The sequence below is a fragment of the Clostridium sp. CX1 genome (assembly GCF_025398335.1).
Taxonomy (GTDB): Bacteria; Bacillota; Clostridia; order Clostridiales; family Clostridiaceae; genus Clostridium_AM; species Clostridium_AM tanneri.
Genome location: NZ_JAODOO010000002.1, coordinates 146,588 through 168,763, shown reverse-complemented (window position 1 = coordinate 168,763; position 22,176 = coordinate 146,588). Strand labels below are relative to the sequence as shown.

General features: G+C 31.2%; 22 protein-coding genes and 1 pseudogene. 20 read left to right on the top strand and 3 right to left on the bottom strand.

All coding sequences use genetic code 11. The features are described 5' to 3' along the window. The 18 genes and pseudogenes from N4T77_RS02615 to N4T77_RS02530 all read left to right on the top strand — a co-directional run bounded on the left by N4T77_RS02615 (position 1) and on the right by N4T77_RS02530 (position 17,237). On the top strand, positions 1-300 hold the full coding sequence (locus N4T77_RS02615; RefSeq protein WP_261670178.1) for a hypothetical protein: 300 nt from the start codon (positions 1-3) through the stop codon (positions 298-300). Then, the gene (locus N4T77_RS02610; RefSeq protein WP_261670177.1) at positions 301-447 is read left to right on the top strand and encodes a hypothetical protein; all 147 of its coding nucleotides are present in this window, start codon (positions 301-303) and stop codon (positions 445-447) included. Between the two features lie 225 nt (positions 448-672). Continuing rightward, positions 673-1,659 (top strand): tyrosine-type recombinase/integrase, encoded by a 987-nt coding sequence (locus tag N4T77_RS02605; protein WP_261670176.1) that lies wholly within the window; start codon positions 673-675, stop codon positions 1,657-1,659. A gap of 50 nt (positions 1,660-1,709) precedes the next feature. Next, positions 1,710-2,126, top strand: coding sequence for a holin family protein (locus N4T77_RS02600; protein ID WP_261670175.1), 417 nt, complete (start codon positions 1,710-1,712; stop codon positions 2,124-2,126). 3 nt (positions 2,127-2,129) lie between these two features. Then, complete coding sequence (locus tag N4T77_RS02595; RefSeq protein WP_261670174.1) at positions 2,130-2,915, top strand: N-acetylmuramoyl-L-alanine amidase; 786 nt, start codon at positions 2,130-2,132, stop codon at positions 2,913-2,915. Between the two features lie 95 nt (positions 2,916-3,010). Beyond that, a complete protein-coding gene (locus tag N4T77_RS02590; protein ID WP_261670173.1) occupies positions 3,011-3,220 on the top strand; it encodes a helix-turn-helix transcriptional regulator in 210 nt (69 codons plus the stop codon). 120 nt (positions 3,221-3,340) lie between these two features. Continuing rightward, positions 3,341-3,505, top strand: coding sequence for a hypothetical protein (locus N4T77_RS02585; protein ID WP_261670172.1), 165 nt, complete (start codon positions 3,341-3,343; stop codon positions 3,503-3,505). A gap of 20 nt (positions 3,506-3,525) precedes the next feature. Beyond that, positions 3,526-4,968: a type IV secretory system conjugative DNA transfer family protein gene (locus N4T77_RS02580; protein ID WP_261670171.1), complete on the top strand. Its 1,443-nt coding sequence runs from the start codon at positions 3,526-3,528 to the stop codon at positions 4,966-4,968. Positions 4,969-5,127: 159 nt separating this feature from the next. Then, positions 5,128-5,430, top strand: coding sequence for a hypothetical protein (locus N4T77_RS02575; RefSeq protein WP_261670170.1), 303 nt, complete (start codon positions 5,128-5,130; stop codon positions 5,428-5,430). Next, a complete protein-coding gene (gene mobV, locus N4T77_RS02570) occupies positions 5,427-6,446 on the top strand; it encodes a MobV family relaxase (protein ID WP_261670169.1) in 1,020 nt (339 codons plus the stop codon). Before N4T77_RS02575 ends, mobV begins: the two co-directional genes overlap by 4 nt. Positions 6,447-7,000: 554 nt before the next feature. Continuing rightward, positions 7,001-7,156, top strand: a complete 156-nt coding sequence (locus N4T77_RS02565; RefSeq protein ID WP_261670168.1) for a hypothetical protein — start codon at positions 7,001-7,003, stop codon at positions 7,154-7,156. Positions 7,157-7,278: 122 nt separating this feature from the next. Then, the gene (locus N4T77_RS02560) at positions 7,279-8,085 is read left to right on the top strand and encodes a hypothetical protein (RefSeq protein WP_261670167.1); all 807 of its coding nucleotides are present in this window, start codon (positions 7,279-7,281) and stop codon (positions 8,083-8,085) included. 120 nt (positions 8,086-8,205) lie between these two features. Beyond that, on the top strand, positions 8,206-9,561 hold the full coding sequence (gene miaB, locus N4T77_RS02555) for a tRNA (N6-isopentenyl adenosine(37)-C2)-methylthiotransferase MiaB (protein ID WP_261670166.1): 1,356 nt from the start codon (positions 8,206-8,208) through the stop codon (positions 9,559-9,561). Between the two features lie 62 nt (positions 9,562-9,623). Beyond that, positions 9,624-12,080 (top strand): annotated as a pseudogene (gene mutS / locus N4T77_RS02550) (DNA mismatch repair protein MutS); the annotation flags it as partial. A gap of 447 nt (positions 12,081-12,527) precedes the next feature. After that, positions 12,528-14,456, top strand: a complete 1,929-nt coding sequence (gene mutL, locus N4T77_RS02545) for a DNA mismatch repair endonuclease MutL (protein WP_261670164.1) — start codon at positions 12,528-12,530, stop codon at positions 14,454-14,456. Between the two features lie 15 nt (positions 14,457-14,471). Then, on the top strand, positions 14,472-15,416 hold the full coding sequence (miaA, locus tag N4T77_RS02540) for a tRNA (adenosine(37)-N6)-dimethylallyltransferase MiaA (protein ID WP_261670163.1): 945 nt from the start codon (positions 14,472-14,474) through the stop codon (positions 15,414-15,416). A 155-nt stretch (positions 15,417-15,571) separates the two neighbouring features. Continuing rightward, complete coding sequence (hfq, locus tag N4T77_RS02535) at positions 15,572-15,814, top strand: RNA chaperone Hfq (RefSeq protein WP_261670162.1); 243 nt, start codon at positions 15,572-15,574, stop codon at positions 15,812-15,814. 139 nt (positions 15,815-15,953) lie between these two features. Then, a complete protein-coding gene (locus N4T77_RS02530) occupies positions 15,954-17,237 on the top strand; it encodes a methionine gamma-lyase family protein (protein ID WP_261670161.1) in 1,284 nt (427 codons plus the stop codon). A 163-nt stretch (positions 17,238-17,400) separates the two neighbouring features. Here N4T77_RS02530 and lexA read toward each other — a convergent pair whose 3' ends face one another. After that, positions 17,401-18,009 carry a transcriptional repressor LexA gene (gene lexA / locus N4T77_RS02525; RefSeq protein WP_261670160.1) on the bottom strand — a complete coding sequence of 203 codons (609 nt, stop codon included), beginning with the start codon at positions 18,007-18,009 and terminating at the stop codon, positions 17,401-17,403. Positions 18,010-18,272: 263 nt separating this feature from the next. Between lexA and N4T77_RS02520 the strand changes: the two genes are divergently transcribed. Next, entirely contained in the window at positions 18,273-18,785 is a 513-nt protein-coding gene (locus N4T77_RS02520) for a hypothetical protein (protein ID WP_261670159.1), read from the top strand. A gap of 50 nt (positions 18,786-18,835) precedes the next feature. Here N4T77_RS02520 and N4T77_RS02515 read toward each other — a convergent pair whose 3' ends face one another. Together N4T77_RS02515 and N4T77_RS02510 are read right to left on the bottom strand one after the other, a co-directional pair. Continuing rightward, the gene (locus N4T77_RS02515) at positions 18,836-19,828 is read right to left on the bottom strand and encodes a tyrosine recombinase XerC (RefSeq protein ID WP_261670158.1); all 993 of its coding nucleotides are present in this window, start codon (positions 19,826-19,828) and stop codon (positions 18,836-18,838) included. A gap of 4 nt (positions 19,829-19,832) precedes the next feature. Continuing rightward, positions 19,833-20,561, bottom strand: a complete 729-nt coding sequence (locus N4T77_RS02510) for a hypothetical protein (RefSeq protein ID WP_261670157.1) — start codon at positions 20,559-20,561, stop codon at positions 19,833-19,835. A gap of 720 nt (positions 20,562-21,281) precedes the next feature. Here N4T77_RS02510 and N4T77_RS02505 point away from each other — a divergent pair. Continuing rightward, complete coding sequence (locus tag N4T77_RS02505; RefSeq protein ID WP_261670156.1) at positions 21,282-22,175, top strand: acyl-CoA dehydratase activase-related protein; 894 nt, start codon at positions 21,282-21,284, stop codon at positions 22,173-22,175. Position 22,176 lies beyond the last annotated feature (1 nt).

The following is a 22,176-nucleotide window of genomic DNA, read 5'->3' as shown; positions in this document are numbered from 1 at the left end:
GTGAATATAGGAAGAAGATTGTTAATAGATAAATCAACTAATAGAATATTACACGACTTTGGAGAAATGTCTGGAGATGTTTTACCAAGACCAGATGTAAATAATTTAGTTATGATAGACTTAGAATATGGTAAGTATGCAGATGAGTTTTTAAGACTAAAGGATGGATTAAATTCTATAACCGTAACTGATGTAGAAAACAAATTTTTAGAATTTGATTTAAACCCATCAACATTAACACCAGAGCAACAGATAGAAGAACTGCAAAATCAACTAATGATAGCACAGGGGGTAATATAGATGATAAATCAAGAATATGTTAATTGGCTAGTAGATAGAATAAAAAGTGGTAAGATTAATCCTCAAACCGGAGAGGCGTTTAAGCTGGAAGATATAAAAATACAAGAGTACAGAGATGAAGTAGAAGCACAACTTACTTCACAATAGAAACCTTGGTTGTATTAATTTAGAAAGCTGAATGTACAAGTATAACGGGAAAATATGTTCTTAAAATGCACATATAATTCATAAATTTGGAAATCCTATGAATAAGAAAGAGAATAGTGTTCAGCCTCGCAAACTAATCACTATTCTCCCAAAATACCTCTAAGGAGATATCATTCTAATTATGGACAGATATCCCCTTGGTTATTCAAGGAGGACGAAAATTTTATGAATTGCAATGATGAACTTATCATAAAATGTATTGGTAAGATTTCATTAGAATTCCCGGAACTGGACCAATTGAAGCTAAGAAGAATACTCGAAGAGGCTTTCTATGGTTATGATGTTCTTTCAAAGGAAACTGCTTTAGTAGCAAGTGATATTGAAGAAAAAATACAGATATACTTGGCAGTAAAAAAGCTTGATGGATTAAGTCGAAAGACTTTAGATAGCTATGAGTTAAATCTTATGTCCTTTGCTAATTTCATCAGAAAACCTATTGCAACTGTAACAACCATGGACATCAGGATGTATTTAGCAGTAAGATGCAAGAACCTAAAAGGTACAACTACCAATACACATATCTCTACTCTAAAAAGCTTCTTTGGTTGGTTAAGTAATGAAGAATATATACCAAAGGATCCTACTAAAAAAATTAAACATACCAAAGAACCTAAGAGGCTAAGACACGCACTCACGGAAGAAGAGATAGAACTTCTAAGACAGGCGTGTAAAACAGATAGAGAAAAAGCTTTAATAGAATTTTTAGTATCTTCTGGAGCTAGACTTTCAGAGGTTATAGGTGTAAATAAGGACAAAATAAATTGGTATGAAATGTCGCTGAATGTTATAGGCAAGGGCAATAAGGAGAGAAAAATATATTTTAGTATAAAAGCAAAAATTCTGTTACAAAAATATTTATCTGCAAGAAAAGATGAATGTCCAGCCTTGTTTGTAACCGGTAAATATCCTCATCAACGTATGGGCAGTAGAAGCGTAGAGCGGGAAATAAATAATATAGCAATTAGAGCGGGGTTTGATAAATCTATTTATCCACATCTATTTCGTCATAGTTTTGCTACCCATAAGCTAAACTCAGGGATGCCGCTGGTTATTTTACAAAAATTGATGGGCCACGATTCTCCAGAAACTACACTTGTGTATAGTGAAATTTCAGAAGAAAATATAAAGCATGAATATAAAAAGTTTCAATAGGACTTGGTTCATACCGGGTTCTTTTTATTTTTTTAAAACGGAGGTATACAATGGATAAAAAAGAAGTATTTAATTCAATTATTGCTGGAACGGGAACTTATCTTACATGGTTATTTGGAGCATGGGACACAGCCTTGCAGATACTTATAGTATTTATGGTGTTAGATTATTGTACTGGACTGCTAAGAGGTGCAATCAATAAGGAGCTGTCAAGTGATGTAGGTTTTAAAGGCTTGGCTAGAAAGGCAGTAATATTTGTAGTTCTTATAGTTGCTGTAAGTTTAGACAGGCTTTCTAATACCGGTACATGGGTGTTTAGGACTCTAGTAGCATATTTTTACATAGCTAACGAGGGTATATCTATAATAGAAAATAGTGCTGCATTAGGATTACCGGTGCCAGAAAAACTCAAAGAAGTATTGCTGCAACTTAAAGAAGGTAATAAGAAAGAGATAAGGGAGGAGTAGAAAATGCTAAGTTTAAATACTGTTATTGCAATAGACATGGGACATACGCTTTCAGGATCTGACTATGGAACTAGTGCAATTAAAGAGGAAAGTCTACTTACTAGAGAAGTAGGCAACAGGGTTATTGCTAAACTAAAGGCATTAGGATATAAAGTAGTTAACTGTACTTGTAATAAGGCTTCAAGTATAAATGATTCTCTATACTATAGGTATAACACAGCAAATAATAGTGGAGCAGGTATATTTGTATCTATTCATTTTAATGCCACTCCTGGAGGATTTGGCACCGAAATTTACACCATGAACGCTAAAGAATTACCGGAGGTAAAAACTATTCTTAACAATATATGTTCTTTAGGATATAGAAATAGAGGTGTTAAGGATGGCTCAAAGTTAGCAGTTATTAGACATACTAATATGCCTGCCATGTTGGTAGAGTGTTGTTTCGTAGACTCTAATGAGGATATGGCGAGATATAATGCGGAAGATATAGCTAATGCTATAGTTAAGGGACTAACAGGACAAAATACTAATGTTTTAAAGGAGGAAAATGAAAAAGTGAAAAATATAGTAGTTTATAGCAATGAAGTTGATAAGAGAGCTGCAGAGTATTTGGCAGACTATTTACAGTGCCCTATAATATCAAATTCAACACCATTTGACTATAGTGTAGTAGAAAATGTGTATGCAGTAGGGAGCGGGGAGTTTACTAGCTACACTAAGAAAATTATAAAAGGTACTGACAGATATGAGACAATAAAGGCAGTTTTGCAATTTATAGGAAAATAATTTAAACCTCGGGCTTAGGCTCGGGGGGTTTTTTTATTTACATATAAAAGGAAAAAACACTTATTTCTTGAATATATTATTTAGAGGTGATGTGTATGGCTATTCAAAACAGACTTTTAGATATTAGATTAGAACTTAGATATAAAACTCAACAAGAGTTCGCGGATTTTTTAGAAATAGACAGATGGCTTTATAACAGATATGAGAAAAATAGAGTTCAACCAAGTGGGGAAAATCTATTACAAATATGTTTAAAAACAGGAAAGAGAATAGAAGAAGTTATTTATAAAGTGCCTGAGAAATAGGTGCTTTTTATTTTTATAAATTTTATTTGTAAAATTACAAAAATGTTTTTAAAATTATGCAACTTTTCTGTAATGTATACATATATTGTTATTAGAAGTACAGGAAAGGGGAGGGAGAAAGTGCCACGAATTGATGTAAGTTTTAAGAAAACAACTAGAGATATGAAGCTTTATTTACTGGTTATGGAAAAAGAAGAAAAGTCAGATTACATCAAAGATGCAATAGAGTTTTACTCCAGATATTTAGAGAAGAAACAAAAGAAGAATAATAGAGAATTTAACTAATTTAAAAGGAGCGTGTAAATATGCTAGGTTCAACTTTATTTTATGGAAAGGTGATCGGGGCTTTAGGCGTAGGAGCAACTTTTTTAAATGTTTATTTAGATAACCATTCAATAATCACCAAAAAGCCTGTAGTAGGTAAGAGCAACAAGTTAAAAGATATTAAAGGAGCAGACGGAATAAGAATAAGTAAGAATATGCAGCTATCAGAGAAGAAGTGTTTTGAAAATATTTTAGTGGTTGGAGCTACTGGAAGTAGGAAAACTACTAGCTTATTTTATCCTAATTTATTAAGTGACTGCATAAAAGGCAGCATAATTATTTTAGATGCTAAAGGAGAACTTTACAGAGATACTGCCAATTATCAAAGAAGCATAGGAAGAGAGCCTATACTATTTAGTCCGCTTGATCATATGCACTCATGGAAGTACAATCCTTTAGAACAGGCTAAAGATTTAACAGAAGTGAGAGAACTATCACAAACCTTATTAATAAATGGGGTTAAGGCAATAGAATTAAGCAGCGGAAAGAGCGGAGGAAATGACAGTACATGGATAAACATGGCATTACCTTTATTAGTTGCTAGTATGCTTTACTGCAAGGGAAAAGGCAGACCTATGAACACTATAACCGAGGCTTTAAGACTCATAATAAACCACTCTACAGAAGAAATTGACCTGTTATTTTCAAATTGTAAAGAAGATATAAAGGAACAATATAATATCTTTAAAACATCGCTAGAAAGTCCCAAAACTGCATCTAGTATTAAAGTTACTTTAGCTACTAATCTGCAGATATTCCTTGATAAAAATATTGAGAAGTTAACCAGTGAAACAGAATTTACCCCAGAAGAGTTAAGAGAAAAACCTATAGCTTTATATGTAAGCTATAATGACCAGAAAGCGAATTACTTAAGTCCATTTCTAAGTATATTTTACAGTCAAATGATAACCCATCTTATAGAGAACTATTCAGAAGAAAGTTTACCAGTGTACTTTATGTTTGATGAATTTGCCACTGCTACTGGACAGATATTAAATTTTCATAATACTGTGGCGGTAAGTAGAAGCAGGGAATTAAGCTTCCTAGTATGCTTACAAAGTATTAGCCAGCTATTCCAGCTATACGGAAGAGATAACGGATTAACAATTCTAAATAACCTAAAGACAAAGTGTATTCTCCCATCCATATCAGAGACATCTACATTAAGCTATGCCAGTGAACTGTGCGGCTATGTAGATGTTAAAAAGAAAAGCACATCAAGAAGCGGGAATAATACAAGTATAAGCTATTCCGCAACTAAAGAAAAAATGTTCGCTGAAAGCAATATTAGAGAGCTTAAAATAAATGAGATGCTGATTATAGCTCATAATTTAGCACCAGTAAAAGATTATCTGAATATCTATTATGAAAATGAAAGTTACTCAACGTATGTCTACCCAGAAGAATTTCCAGAAAGGTTTTGAAAAGTTTCATGAAAGTTAGCTTAGTCAAACTTTTAATTTTTATTCTAACTTTATTCTCTTTTTTAAAAGACTAACTTACTAGACCTTTTTCAAAGGTTGTCCCACAAAGGATGAGAAAGTGAAAGTTTCAAATTCAATAATTCATTCGGAGGGGAAATTATGTTTGATAAGAAAGTAAAAATATCTACAGATGAATTTAAAATCATGGTTAAGGATATAGAGCTGGAAGCTAAAAAAGAACAGGAACAAAAGATGCAGGAACTCAAAATTAAATATTTTACTCTAAAAGAGAATTATGAGGAATTACAGAAGGCTTATATAAAGGTAGTGCAAGAGAATGACATATTAAAGGCTCAGCTACAGGAATTACTAAAGCATAAGGAGGAAGAAACCTTAAATACTTTAAGTAAGTACGAAGATTTAGATAAGCTTTTAGATGCTGCTGTAGGTGATGAAGAATGATTAAATTTGACTTTCTTGAAGATGATGTAAAGCTATTAGACAAGAAACCGGAGCAGTTAAAACAAAAAGATATAACTGCGGCTCATGTAAGAGGAAATAAGCATTACTGTATTTTTAGAGTTGGAGCTAGATATCATAATTTGGCAGGGGTAGAAACTTTCGAAAAGCACATGGAAAGAAAAGAAGAAGTATTAAATGCAGATCCTAAAAGGGCAAAGTTTAACAAAATCATTAAAGGTAGCAGTAATATAACTAAAGACCTGCAGGAATACCTTAAAAATGTTAAGGTCCGTAAGAATAGTGTATTAGCTACTTCTATGCTTTTAACAGCAAGTCATGAATACTTTGAGAAGATGCCAGCGGGAGAAAAAGAAAGGTGGATAAATAAAAACGTCCAGTGGCTGAATAGGACATTTGGAGAAGATAGAATTCTCTATATATCCAGCCACGAGGACGAAAGAACATTACACTTAAATATATTATTTTGTCCTAGAGTTTATGACGAAAAGCATAAGTGTTATAAGTTAGCTAATAAAAGATTCTTTGGTAATAAACAAAGAATGAGTGCGTTACAGGACAGTTACGGAAGCAGTATGAAAGATTTAGGATTAATTAGAGGAATAAAAGGCAGTAAAGCAACTCATGTAAAGATAAGCCAGTATTATACATTAATGAATAAAAAAATAGATACTAAAGATATAAAAAGTGTGTGTGCAAAAGCTTTAAACAATGACTTAATAGAGAAGAAAGTCATCGAACTTCAAAAGACCCTTCACTTTTACAAAGATATTATGGAAGTGTCGGACAGAAAGGATAAAGAAGCATTAAAAGACAATAGAGTTTTATATAAACAAATAAAGGAGCTGCAAAGTCAGAGGGAAGTGCTAAGAGAAACTATAAAAGCCATGAGTAAGCTTTATAAGGTTCCAGAAAGCTCAATTAATCAGATATTAAACTACGCTAAAAATCAGGTCAGCGGAAATGATAAAGGTCCAGAGAAAGAAATAAAAAAATAAAGAAAGTAGAGTTATAAAAATATGGAAAATACATCATACTTATAATAAAGGAGCTGGTAGTATGATGTATTTTTTATTTTTATTTGTGGCATGGAAATATGCTAGTAAGGAAAGACAAGATGACCTTTCAGAGGGATACTGGTGGGCAGTAAGACATGGCATAATAAAATAGTTTATATTCCGGCATAAGTACAAGAGGTTTTGCTTTATGGTATTACTATAGGGTAAAACCTCTTGTACTTATGTCGGCTGTAAAATGCACATAGCCAAAACTACATGTTCAATTCAATCATGTGGTTAACAGCTTTTTTAGGAGTTTCATATGCTGATAACACCACAGGTGGGAAACACACATATATAATAAGACTATAGTTAAATAAGACTTTATATTAAGAATACACTTATACAACAACTATCTATACCTAAAAGATATATTATAAAATAATAAACGGTTGTTTTGACAAAAATAATTTTATAGATAACAACAAAAACGTATATCAACATAACAACAAATATGATATAATAAAGGTATAAAGTTGAACGGAGGTATAGATATGGCGAGAAAAGCTATAAACACAACTATTGATGAAAAATTAATAAAGTCCATAAAGTTATTAGCACTAAATGAAGAATGTAAAATAAACGATTTGATTGAAGAGGGATTAAAACTGGTGCTTGAAAAACGTAATAACAATAGCCAAGGTAAATAAACCTTGGCTATTGTTATTTTTAAACTTTATGTTGTTGACAACATAACAACATAAATGATATACTATATTTAACAACAAAACAATAAAACAACAGGAACAATATATCGAAAGGAGATTATAACATGGCTACTAAAGGATTTACCAAAATAAATAATTCAATAATTTTTGATGCAAATCTATCTTTGGAAGCAATAGGACTTTATGCTAAGTTACAATACTTATCAACTATAAAGAATTTTTCTATAAAGAGAGACTACATAAAATCCATTAGTGGCTATGGTGAAACTGCCTTTAGGAGAGTATGGAAAGAGCTTAAGGACAAATGTGTACTTGTGGAATCTAAGACAAGAAACAAAGGAAGATATGAGTATGTATATAGTGTGAAAACTGATTTGGTTGAAGATAAAGCAGAGATTACTGCTCCAGTAGAAGAAAGTAAGACTAAACATATAGATAGTGACGGAAATGCTCCAATAGAAGGTCAAATAGATATTGATGAAGTTATTGTTGATGAAAAAGAGGACTTAACACCAGCGGCAATTGAAAATCCTAATATAGTTAAAGAGGAAACCGAAAAAGCACCAGATGCATCAAAGGATATTGAAGTGATATCTAATACTACAGGATTCGATAAAGAGGAGTCTAAAGAACTTTTAAAATTAGCTTGTAATGATATAGTGAAAATTATTAAAGGACATGGATATGCAGTATCTCAAAAGAGTGTAAAGAATGTTTTTGCATATACCAAATGGGTTTTAGAAAATTATAAGTCTGTTTTTAAAGATGAAAACAGACTGAATTTAAAAAATATAAAGGCTCATGCTGTTAGTACCTTCAATAATTTTACCCAAAGAAATTATGATTTTAAAGAATTAGAAATGCGGCTGCTCTATGGAATAGAAGGTAAATCATTATATATGGAAGGGTAAGAGATAAGAATTAAAAAGTAAAGAGAGATTAAGCACTATAATCCCTCTTTGTAATTAATTAATTGATATGATATAATACAATTATTTGTTGAAACATTGATAAAATTGGAGGATTAATATATGCAATTAAAAGGACTAAAAGAAATTAAAAAAGCCACTGACAAAACCTTCTTTATTTCTACATACGGTTGCCAAATGAATGAAGAAGATTCAGAAAAGCTATCTGGGATGTTGAGAAAGACAGGTTATAAAAGAACTACAGTAAAAGAATTTGCAGACTTAATAATTTTTAATACCTGCTGCGTGAGGGAAAATGCTGAATTAAAGGTATACGGAAACTTAGGAGCGCTAAAAAAGCAAAAAGAAAAGAATCCTGACCTTATTATTGCAGTATGTGGATGCATGATGCAGCAAGAAGGTATGGCTGAAGCTATAGTTAAGAAATTTCCTTTTGTAGATATAGTATTTGGAACTCATAATGCTTATAAGTTTCCAGAATATCTAAATAGGGTTAAACAAGAGGGAAAATCAGTAGTTGAAGTGCAGGATAAGGAAGATGGAATAGTTGAAGGTCTTCCAATAGATAGAGAAAGTGATGTAAAAGCTTTTGTTACTATAATGTATGGATGTAACAATTTCTGTACTTATTGTATCGTACCTTATGTAAGAGGTAGAGAAAGAAGCAGAAAATTGGAGGACATTAAAAAGGAAATAGAGGATCTAATAGCAAAAGGGTATAAGGAAATTACATTACTTGGTCAAAATGTTAACTCCTATGGTAAAGATTTAGATCCAAAAATTACTTTTGCAGAACTCTTAAGAGAAATAGACAAGATTGAAGGATTAGAAAGAGTTAAGTTTATGACTTCTCACCCTAAGGACTTAACACAGGATGTAATAGATGCAATAGCAGAGTGTAAAACTTTATGTGAATATATACATCTTCCTGTTCAATCTGGTTCAACAAGATTATTAAAGAAAATGAATAGAAGCTATACAAAGGAACAGTACCTAGACTTAGTTCAAAGGATAAAAAAAGCTATTCCTAATGTAGCAATAAGTACTGATATTATAGTTGGTTTCCCTGGAGAAACAGATGAAGATTTTGAAGAAACTCTTAGCCTTGCTAGGGAAGTTCAATACGATTCAGCCTTTACCTTTATTTACTCCAGAAGAAAAGGTACTCCAGCTGACGAAATGGAAGATCAAATTGACGATGCTGTAAAGCATGATAGATTTAATAGATTAGTAGAAGTAATCAACGGTTCTGCTGCTAAGAAGAACAAAGAATACGAGGGTAGAATAGAAGAAGTTTTAATAGAAGGACTAAGTAAAAACGATGAGACAAAATTAATGGGTAGAACTAGAACTGGAAAGCTTGTAAACTTTGCCGGCGATGGAAGCAACATTGGCAAATTAGTAAATGTTAAGATAACAAAAGCTAATTCATTTTCATTAATAGGAGAACAGGTTTAAGATAATTGGGAATCGGGAATGGAAAATTCTCATTCCCAATTAATTTTTAAGGAGGTATAAAAGTGGCTTTAACTCCAATGATGCAGCAGTATTTAGAAGTAAAAGAGGACTGCAGAGATTGTATATTATTTTTTAGACTAGGTGACTTTTATGAAATGTTTTTTGAAGATGCAGAAATAGCCTCAAAGGAACTGGAGCTTGTACTTACAGGAAGAGAGTGCGGGTTAGACAAAAGGGCGCCTATGTGTGGAATTCCCTTTCATGCAGCTAATTCTTATATAAGTAGATTAGTTAATAAAGGTTATAAGATTGCCATTTGTGAGCAATTAGAAGATCCTAGTGCTTCAAAAGGAATAGTTAGAAGAGGCATTGTAAAAGTTATTACTCCAGGAACCTATACAGATTCATCTTTTCTAGAGGAAAATAAGAATAATTATATAATGAGCTTATATATGGAAAAAGAAAAAAACATGACTGCTTTATGCTTTGCAGATGTTTCCACAGGAGATTTTAATTGCACAGAAACTTCTTTTGATTTGTCTGTTGTATTAGATGAAATATCTAAGTATTCTCCAAAGGAGATTCTAATTCAAGAAAATCTTGATGATGAGATAATTGAAAGTATAAAGGAAAGAATTCAAGTTACCTTTTCTAGATTAGGGGAAGAATTTTTCCTAGCAAAAGCTGAAGAAGTAATAACTAAGCAATTTGCTAATGTAAAAACTAATGAGTATAGTGCAATTTTATTAAAGTGCTGTGGTGGACTTTTAAAATATGTAATGGAAACTCAAAAGACTTCTCTAAATCATATCAATGAGTTTAATTATTATAGTATAGTAGACTACTTAAGCATAGATAGTAACTCTAGAAGAAATTTAGAACTTACTGAGAGCCTAAGGGAAAAGAGTAAAAAAGGATCTCTTTTATGGGTTATGGATAAGACTAATACAGCTATGGGCGGAAGACAGCTAAGAAAGTGGATAGAGCAGCCGCTGATAGATAAAACCTCAATACAAAAGAGGTTAGATTCGGTAGAAGAAATTCTAAGCAATATGTCTATTCATGAGGATCTAAAAGATGCTTTAAAAGAAATATACGACATAGAAAGGTTAGTTGGAAAGATATCCTCTAAAAGTGTTAATGCTAAAGAACTAATATTTCTTAAAAACTCCATTGAAAAAATTCCGTATGTGAAAAATATTTTAGGTTTTTTTCAAAGCGGCTTGATGGCAGATATGTATGAAAATCTAGATGAGCTGCAAGATATATATAAACTCCTTGATGAAGCTATATTAGAAAGTCCTTCTATATCTGTAAAAGAAGGAAACATAATAAAAGAAGGCTATAATAAAGAAGTAGATGAGTTTAAAATTGCTAAAGCCCACGGAAAAGAGTGGATTGCTTCTCTAGAGAATAGCGAAAGAGAAATAACTGGCATAAAGTCCCTTAAGGTGGGATATAATAAGATATTTGGTTACTATATTGAAATAACCAAGTCTAATCTAAATTCTATACCAGAGGGAAGATATATAAGAAAGCAAACTTTAGCCAATGCGGAAAGATTTATTACTCCTGAATTGAAGGAAATGGAAGAAAAGATATTAGGTGCGGAAGAGAAACTAATAAATTTAGAGTATGATATTTTTGTTCAGGTAAGGGAAGAAGTTGAAAAACACGTTGACAGAATGCAAAAAACTGCAAAAACTATAGCTGAATTAGACTGTCTAAGTTCCTTAGCTGTTATAGCTTTAGAAAATAATTATTGTAAGCCTAAAATAACAAATAATGAAGAGGTTTGTATAGAAGAGGGAAGACATCCTGTAGTGGAAAAGATTATCCCATCAGGGAGTTTTGTTTCTAATAATATAAATATAAACACATCAGATGAGCAATTATTAGTTATAACCGGCCCTAATATGGCAGGTAAATCTACTTATATGAGGCAGGTAGCTTTAATTGTTATTATGGCACAAATAGGAAGCTTTGTACCAGCTAAAGCTGCAAAGATTTCAGTATGTGATAAAATATTTACAAGAATAGGGGCTTCTGACGATTTAGCTTCTGGTAAAAGTACTTTTATGGTAGAAATGTGGGAAGTATCAAATATATTGAAAAACGCCACTAATAAAAGTTTAATTCTATTAGACGAAGTAGGAAGAGGAACTAGTACTTATGATGGTTTAAGTATCGCTTGGTCTGTTGTAGAGTATATATGCAATAATAAAAGACTTAAGTGTAAAACCCTCTTTGCAACCCATTATCACGAACTGACAAAGTTGGAAGGGATCCTAGAAGGGGTTAAAAACTACTCTGTATCTGTAAAAGAAATAGGAAGTGATATAGTTTTCCTACGTAAAATTATAAGAGGGGGAGCGGATCAATCCTATGGTATAGAGGTTGCAAAGCTTGCTGGATTACCAGATGAAGTAATAAGAAGGGCTAAGGATATTTTAAATAGAATAGAAAACGAAAGAGCAAATGATATTAACATTGACCAATTCACAAAGACTAATACACCTATAACCAAAGAGGATAACAATTGTGATTTATATTTAAATAAAGATGCAGCTATAAGTGTCAATGAGCAAGAAGATTCAAAAGAAAAGGAAATAGCACTAGATAAATTAGAAGATTCCCAATCGATATCTTTAGACCAAGTAAAGAAAGATAACTTAATAAATAAAGAAAAACTAATGTCTTTAGATATTAATTTTGAAGAAAAGAAAAAAGCAGCAGATACAAATTTATCGTTACAGATGGATTTTGGCGATATTGAAAAGGAAAACCTTATAAAGGAAATTACAAACATTGATATATTAAACATGACTCCTATGGATGGATTCAATAAACTTTATGAATTAATAAAAAGAGCAAAAACACTTTAAGAGTTATTGATTAATAGTTAAAGATTAGGAACAAATTTACGTTTCTAATCTTCGCTATTAACTTGTTTAGGAGGTGATACTTTGAAAAAGAGAATAAATGTACTGGGTATTGAAACTTCAAATAAAATAGCAGCTGGTGAAGTTGTTGAACGTCCTTACTCTGTAGTAAAAGAACTAGTAGAAAATAGTATAGATTCTCATGCTAAAAATATTACTGTAGAGATTATAGAAGGAGGTCAAAAAAGCATAAAGATTATTGACGACGGAGAAGGAATTCATCCCGATGACGTTGAAAAGGCCTTTATGCCCCACGCCACCAGTAAGATAAGCAATATAGATGACGTCTATAACATAAACACTATGGGATTCCGTGGAGAGGCCTTAGCAAGTATTGCAGCGGTATCTAATACAGTGTTAAAAAGTAGAATTGAAGAATTTGACTATGGTAAGGAAATATCTATAAGTGGCGGAAAAACAGATTACATTAGGGAGGCTGGCTCTAATGTAGGGACTACTATAGAAGTAAGGGATTTATTTTATAATGTTCCTGCAAGGCTAAAATTTTTGAAATCCTCCAGCAGAGAAGCTGCTTATATATCAGACATTTTGAACAGACTTGCTTTGGCTAATCCGGAGGTGTCTTTTAAGCTTTTAAATAATAACAAGAAGACTCTTAATACCTATGGCACAGGTAAATTATTAGATGTTATCAGAAGCGTATATGGTAAAACAGTAGCAGAAAATATAATAGCCTTTGAAGGTCACAGTGATATTGCTTCCGTTCATGGATACATCGGAAACTCTGAAATAAGCAGAGGAAGCAGAAATAATCAAAGTATATTTGTAAATAAAAGATATATAAAAAATAAACTTATTACTGCTGCAGTAGAAAATGCATTTAAATCTTTTTTAACTGTTAATAAGTTTCCTTTTTTTATAGTTTTTTTGGACATTTTTCCAGAGTATACAGATATAAATGTTCATCCTACTAAATCTGAAGTTAAATTTAGAGATGACAGAGAGATTTTTAAACTTACTTTTAATGCCATTCATGAAGCTTTACGTAATTACTTAAAGGATTCCTTCAGCATACCTGTAGAAGAAGAAAGTATTACCTTAAAAAAGGAAGAAGATAAGACTGAAATGCAAAGAATTCAACTTCCCATTGACTTAAATTCTTTCAGTGAAAGTGATTATAAAAGTGTAGAATATGGCAATACTAAAAGTTGTGAGATTACTAATATTCCCTATAATACTGCGGAAGATATACATACTAGTGAAAATTTAGTTCAAAAGGACTATTTAAATAAACATATACTTAAAGAATCGGCAGATTGCCCTAATGAAGAATACAAAACTGTGCCGGAAGATACAAAGGAAATAGAGTCTGCAGGAAAACACATAATACCTAGTGAGGATAAAACAGCTAAATTTCCGTCGCTAAAAGTTATAGGACAGTTTCATAGTACTTATATCTTGGCAGAATTTATGGATAACTTATATCTTATAGATCAGCACGCAGCACATGAAAAAATTTTATTTGAAAAATATAAAAAAAGCATTAAAGAAAATAATGTTATCTCCCAGGTTCTAATGACCCCAATGGTTATGGAACTCTCACCAGAAGACTTTGATATATTTAAAGAAAACAATGAGACTTTTACAAAAGTTGGATTTGATATTAATATTTTTGGCGATAATACAATTAGTATAAGGGAAGTACCTCTTATACTGGGAAAGCCAGATGTAAAGAATTTATTTACAAATTTATTGGAAAATCTAAAAAATCTAGGATCTGGAGAAACTTGGGAGGTAAAATATAATACTATAGCTAAACGTGCCTGTAAGTCTGCAGTAAAGGCAAATGATAACCTTTCAATAATTGAAATGAAGTCATTGATTGAAGACTTAAGATATATTGATGATCCTTTTACCTGTCCTCATGGAAGACCGACTATAATTAAATTTACTTTAAATGAACTAGAAAAAAAATTCAAGAGAATACAGTAGTAAAAGGGGGATATTATGATAGACTTATTTATACTTGCAGGGCCTACCGCTGTGGGAAAAACTGATATATCTATTAAATTAGCTGAAAAATTAAAAGGCGAAATAATATCAGCAGATTCCATGCAAATATATAAATATATGGATATAGGTTCTGCTAAAATAACTAACGCTGAAATGAAAGGGATACCCCATCATTTGATTGATATAGTGGAGCCTCATGAAACTTTTAATGTATCTGAGTATAAAAAAATGGCTAGAGAAATTATTGAAGATATTAATAATAGAGAAAGACTTCCTATGCTAGTAGGAGGTACAGGACTATATATTAATTCACTTATATATAATTATGACTTTACCGAAGCAGAGAATGACGAAGAATATAGATCTTATCTTCAAGATATAGCTAAAAGTAAGGGAAAAGAATACGTTCATAACTTATTAAAAGACATAGACCCTGAATCTTTTGAAAGGTTGTATCCAAATGATTTAAAGAGAGTTATTAGAGCTTTGGAGGTTTTTAAACTTACAGGGAAAACTATTTCTCATTATAATGCCAATAATGATATTTTTAATATACCTTATAGAGTTCATTACTTTGTCCTAACAATGGATAGAGAGAAGTTATATGAAAGAATAAATAAAAGAGTAGACATAATGATGGATAGAGGACTTATAGATGAAGTTGTAAAACTAAAATCTATGGGATACACTGCTGATATGCAATCTATGAAGGGAATAGGTTATAAGGAAATATTATATTACTTAGATGGCCAAATATCCTTAGATGAAGCTATTTATCTAATTAAAAAAGGAAGCAGAAATTATGCTAAAAGACAACTAACTTGGTTTAGAAAGGATGATAGAGTTACTTGGGTTGATAAGGATAAGTTTAATAGTGATGATGATATTGTAGACAGCATAATAAGTAAATTTAACCTTATTAAAGAGAAAAGTTATTAATTTTTATAATCCAATAGATTTATAGCTTTTCTATAGGGGTTTATGGACGAATTTTAATTAGATTTATAAAATAGATAAATTTTTTATAAAAATTAAAAGGAATTTTATAATATTTATAGAATACTATAAAATAAAAACTGCGGAGGGTGAGGTATATGAGCAAAACAGCCAACAATTTACAGGATATATTTCTAAATGGGGCGAGAAAAGGCAAAACGCCAGTTACTATACACTTAACTAATGGCTTCCAAATTAAAGGTAATGTTAAGGGCTTTGATAGCTTTACAGTAGTTCTTGATTGTGATGGCAAACAGATGATGATATATAAACATGCAATCTCCACTATAACACCTTTAAAACCAGTATTATTCAATAATGCTCCTGAGGGAGAAGTATAAGAATAGGCGAATAATTGCCTATTCTTTTTTTATGTGTTATTATAATCAATGGCATAAAGTTTAAAGCAAATCTGGGTTATATTCATATATTAATCCAATTCTTATAAAATAAATACTTGGTTGACTGGAGGTCTATAAAATGATTAATTTAACAAAAGAATATCTAGAAAAAGCTTATGGAATAAATGAAAAGGTAATCAATCTTTATGAACAAGCTTTAGAAGATGTGAAGGGTGAATTTGCAGCATATGATGAAATAAGAGAATATAACCAACTAAAGGTTTTAAACGCTTTTCAAGAAGAAAGAATAAGTGATTCTCATTTTACCAATTCTTCTGGTTACGGATATGGGGATATAGGAAGAGATGCCTTAGATAAGGTATATGCAAGAATATTTAATTGTGAAAGCGCTCTTGTAAGACCTCATTTTGTAAATGGTACTCATGCCTTAGGAACAGCCTTATTTGGTAACCTAAGACCAGGGGATACTATGATATCTGTTTGCGGAACACCCTATGATACTTTACATAATGTAATAGGAATAAGCGATAAGAAAAATATAGGTTCTTTAAAGGAATATGGAGTAAACTATAAGCAGGTAGACCTAACCCCTGAAGGCAATATAAACTTCGACAAAATAAAAGGAGAACTAGAAAAAGATGCTAGCATAAAGTTAGTGCATATTCAAAGATCTACTGGATACGGCTGGAGAAAGTCTTTACTAATATCTGAAATTAAAGAAATAATAGACTTTGTAAAAAATATTAAGTCGGAAATAATTTGCTTTGTTGATAACTGTTATGGTGAATTCATAGATACAATGGAGCCTACAGATGTTGGAGCAGATCTAGTAGCCGGTTCCTTGATTAAAAATATTGGTGGAGGAATAGCACCAACAGGGGGATATATAGCAGGTAAAGAAGAGTATGTTACTCAAGCTTCTTACAGGTTAACTGTACCGGGAATAGGAGGAGAATGCGGCTCTACCTTTGGAGTTATGAGACTCTTGTATCAAGGTTTATTTTTTGCTCCTCATGTAGCTATTGAAGCAGTAAAAGGGGCATTATTCTGTGCCAGAATAATGGAACTTGCAGGTTTTGAGGTACTTCCATCATATACGGATAAAAGAAGTGATATAATTCAAGCTATTAAGTTCAATGATAAAGAGAAACTAATTAACTTTTGTAAGGGAATACAGCTAGGTTCCCCAATTGATTCCTTTGTTCAGTGTGAACCTTGGGATATGCCTGGTTATACAGATCAGGTAATAATGGCTGCAGGAGCCTTTGTTCAAGGTGCTTCAATAGAGTTATCTGCAGATGCGCCTATAAGAGAACCTTATATTGCATATCTACAAGGAGGACTTACCTTTGACCATGCAAAAATAGGAATCTTAATAGCATTATCAAAAACTATACAATAGTGAGTTTGATGGATATAATTTAAGTAATAAATAATGAAGAGATAAATAAATTTTTATTTCTAAAGGGGCTACATTAGTAAATACTTGTCTAAAAGAGGTGAAGACATAGATAGTTTTAATTCTTTTCTATATCTTCACCTCTTTTAGTTTTTTAGTAGTTAAATTAATACTGTCTATATACTCCTACTAGCTTTCCTACTATTTCGCAATTATCTACTATAATAGGAGACATAGTTTTGTTTTCTGGTTGAAGTCTTATATAATTTTCTTCTTTAAAAAATCTTTTAAGGGTAGCCTCATTCTCTATTAAAGCCACAACTATATCTCCGTTATCAGCAGAGTTTACTTTCTCAATTATAGAAAAATCCCCGTCTAGAATACCAGCATCAATCATACTTTCTCCGCTTACCTTTAGTATAAAAAGATCTTTATTACTTCTTATATAATCTACTGCTAAAGGAAAAGTACCTTCGATATTCTCTACTGCCAAAATAGGAAGTCCTGCTGTAATTGTACCGATTATGGGAACATTTATCATTTCCTTTTTATTTAATGAGTTTTCAATTACTTCTATAGTTCTTGGTTTGGTAGGGTCCTTCCTTATCAGACCTTTTTTTTCTAATCTTTCTAGATGTCCATGGACTGTAGAAGTAGACTTTAAGCCTACAGCTGCGCATATTTCTCTAACTGAAGGAGGGTAACCCTTGTCTCTAATTTGATTTTTTATGAACTCATAAATTTCCATTTGTTTAGTATTTTTGTGTTCAGCCATATAAAACACCTCTCTATGTTAATTATTAAAATTATACCATATAAAAGAACAAATATCAAACTTATGTTCTATTATAACTTACATCTTGAAAATGCAACTTTAATTGTAGAAAAAAATTAACAAAACCCTTGGGAATTATAAATTTATTATGTATAATAGTATTTAGACTTTTAATTTTTTCTTATTAGGACTAAATTCAAGTGATTCTAGTAAAAGAAAAAAGATAATATGTTAAGAGTTATTAAGCTAGAAAGGGAGCAGCTATGAATAGAGATTATTGTATTTTTAAAGCAAGTAAGAAATGTGATAACTGTGGTGAATGCGAAATTTGTGATCTAAATAGGAGTAAGAAGTGTAATAACTGTGGCAAGTGCATGCAGCTAGAAGGTTATGATATAAAATCTATTAAGATCGATGAAATTATAGAAGATGAAGAAGAAGTTAAAGAATACGAAAAAGAAATAACTAATGATAGTAATTCAAAAATTACAAGTGAAAATCATTATCAATTTTCTGAAGGGGACTCTGAAAGTGGTAGGGGAGAGGTTTCTGATGATGCAGAGGAAACTGCCTACATAGATGATGATTATGTTAACAGTGATTATGATGAGTATACCTATGACGATACAGATGATATTGATGAAAATTTAGTTTTCATTGATGACGTTGAAGGCTTAAGCGAAATTCTAGAAGATGACGGAAGATTAAGCGAGTTAACTTACGAGGAGTTTCCTGGAGTGCTTAGATTTAAAACAGAAAAAGATTTTAGAAAGTAACTTTGATAAAGCTTCAACTATAGGTAACATCTATAGTTGAAGCTTTATTTTTAATCTGTATTTTCATCACTTAAAGGGTTAGAATTTACAGCTTGTCTCAACTTTTCGTCATCAACATGGGTATAAATTTGTGTTGTAGATACATTCTCATGACCTAGTATTTGTTGGAGGCTTCTTATATCTACATTTCCATACTTATACATAAGTGTAGCAGCAGTGTGTCGAAGCTTATGAGGAGTATACTTATCTGTATCTAATCCAGCAGCACTAAGATATTTCTTTAGCATGACTTCTACTGATCTTTTACTGATTCTTGTGTTGTTTTTGCTAATAAAAAGTGCGTCTTTATCTATTATCTTATCTATGTTTTTATGACGAACTATAAGGTAGTTATCTATGGCTTTTATACAGGCATTATTTAAATAAACCGTTCGTTCCTTATTTCCTTTTCCTACAACTGTCAAAATGTCCTTTTTAATATTAGAAATATTAATTCCACATAACTCAGACAGTCTAAGGCCGCAGTTTAAAAATAGAGTTATCATACAGTAGTCTCTTTCTTTATTTTTGCCCTCAATAGCCTTTAAGAGAGATTTACTTTCATCTAAAGTTAAGTATGTAGGATTTCTCTTGCTTATCTTAGGAGACTCTAAATCTATAGCAGGGTTTTCATCTATAATCTTAGCCTTGCCGCTTAAAAATTTAAAGAAAGACTTTAAAGTAGCTACCTTTCTAGCTCTGGCGTAGGCACTATTAGATCTGTATTTCTCTGTAAAGGATAAAAAAGCATATAAATCCGATAGTTTTAATTTTCTTATAACATATTCGTCTATATCATATATAGGTATCTCCTCAAAATCTAGATTATCATCATAGGGTATTCCTTTATACATTTTTATAAATCTAAAAAACATAGTCAAATCAACCTTGTAGGCCTTTAATGTATTTTCAGATTTACCTTTTATTGTTTCTAAATAATTTAAAAAGTTTGTTACCTGTTCCGGTAAGTCATTATTTCTTATTCCTTTAATATCATATTTCATATTATTATATCCCTTCCAATTCACTAGTTATTTCATTAAATAAATTCATCAATTCATGATTTATCTCTTTTTCATCATTAAGATTTTGGTGCTTTACTAACAACAATTTATAACCCATCTTTTCTGCTGTAACTCTTTTGGTTTTGTCTAGTTCCTCCTCATTACCTTCAAGTTCTACAAAGTCAATTAAAAATTTCTTAAACACAGTATTTTTAGCTACTATTATAGGAATAGCTCTTTTAGAGTTTATAACTCCTAAGGCGTCTATTCCGACTATTACTTCATAATTGTTAAATCTCTCCACTAGCAATCTATTTAGCTCTACCGTGATATAATTCCTCGCCTTATCCTTTACCTCTATTTTGGATGTTGCAGTTCCTTTAGAAGGGGATTTGACAGTTTTATAATCTCTTTTTGTTACTGCAATTTGTTGAGCTTCCTTTAACGTTCTATTTAATCCTAATTCTTTTAACCATATCTGAACAGTACGAATTCCAACATCATAAATTTTAGCTATATCTGTGGTGCTAACGGAGTATTTTTCTAACAAAATATATAAATCTTTTATTATATACTCGTAACCACGACGAACACCTAAGGATTCGTAATTATTATATATTTTAATTAATCTTTCTTCATCTTTAGGGGTTAGGCTAATAGATAACATCTTGTTAATGTTATCATCGTACTTAAAATGTTTATACCTAAATGTTATGGTTCTACCTCTAGTCATAAAAAACCTCCTTAATATGCCTCAAGCCTTGATTTCATTATACTATATTCGTTCGCGGATTACAATACGCGAAGTTTAAGAAATGTGTATTTAGCGAATATAAGTTTATATATGATTTATTTAGATTAATAAGATTTAGTTATATGTATATTATTAGTACTTATAAGTTATTTATATATAAACAAATAGGATTGTATTTGAATTCCTATTAAAATAGTCCTTAAGGCAATATGTGTCCTGTAAGTATAATTATATTATATATTTATACTAGTCATCTACTACTATCTTTGTATAAAGTTTCAATTGAGAATATTATCAATTACATAAATAAAATTTAAAAGGATAAGTTAACTTGCTGCTATATAACAATACGGTATAAATTCTCTTTTAAATTACATATAAATCTATAACTGCTCTGTAATCATCCCCTCTTATCCCCTAAACAGAAGGGGCTTGTAGATATTTAGTAGCAAAAATTACTTTTATTAACATTTTCAAATCCCGTTTTATTCATAAATTTTATCAACAAAAAAAGCTCAATCGCATTTCTCTATGTTATAAAGTTTTTACAGCGTAATTTTTCAACAAAATCCATATGGTTAATAAATACAATACAGTTATAATATTACTAACTGATGTTTTGAATAATTTTTTGATAACAAGGTAAAATATACTAATGTGGTTATAAATTATTTTACATTAGCTAAAGGAGATTTTTTAATGAAAGTCGGAATACCTAAAGGATTACTATATTACAAATACTATCCCTTCTTTGAAACCTTTTTCACCGAATTAGGTGCAGAGATAATTACATCTCCAGATACCAATAAAGAAATATTAGATATAGGTGTTAAGCATTCCGTAGATGAAGCTTGCCTTCCTGTTAAGGTTTTTCACGGACATGTTGCTTCAATTAAGGATAAATGTGATATTATATTTATTCCCAGGATAATGCAATTAGACACAAGAGAATTTATATGTCCTAAGTTTTGTGGTTTACCTGAAATGGTACTAAATAGCATATCGGATATGCCTAAAGCAATTATCTATCCCATATACGCTTCCACAGAAAAAGAATTAAAAAAATGGGTTAAAACTACAGGAAAATTATTTACAAAAAATCTTACAACTATTGAAAAGGCCTATAGATCTGCAATTGACGCACAAAAAAATTACAAATGTGGTATAAGGGATAATGGATACAACTTAAATGTAGCCTTAGTTGGTCATCCCTATAATATCTATGATAATTTTACAAATATGAATGTAGTTAAAAAGTTAAACAAATTAGGTATAGGAGTAATAACAGAAGAGAATATCGACAGTTGTATTATAAGAAATCAAGTTAAAGATTTATTTAAGAGACCCTTTTGGACTTTTGCTAAAAACTCTTATGGTTTCTCTACCTATCTTGCAGAAAATAGGAAAATCGACGGATTGGTGTATATGTCTTCCTTTGCCTGTGGCATAGATTCTGTTGTAATTGAATTAATAAAAGACAGATTAGGAAGTTTTCCGGTTTTAATTTTAAAAATAGATGAACATACCGGAGAAGCTGGCTTTGATACAAGACTAGAGGCCTTTGCAGATATGTTAGAAAGGAGATGTGGATAAC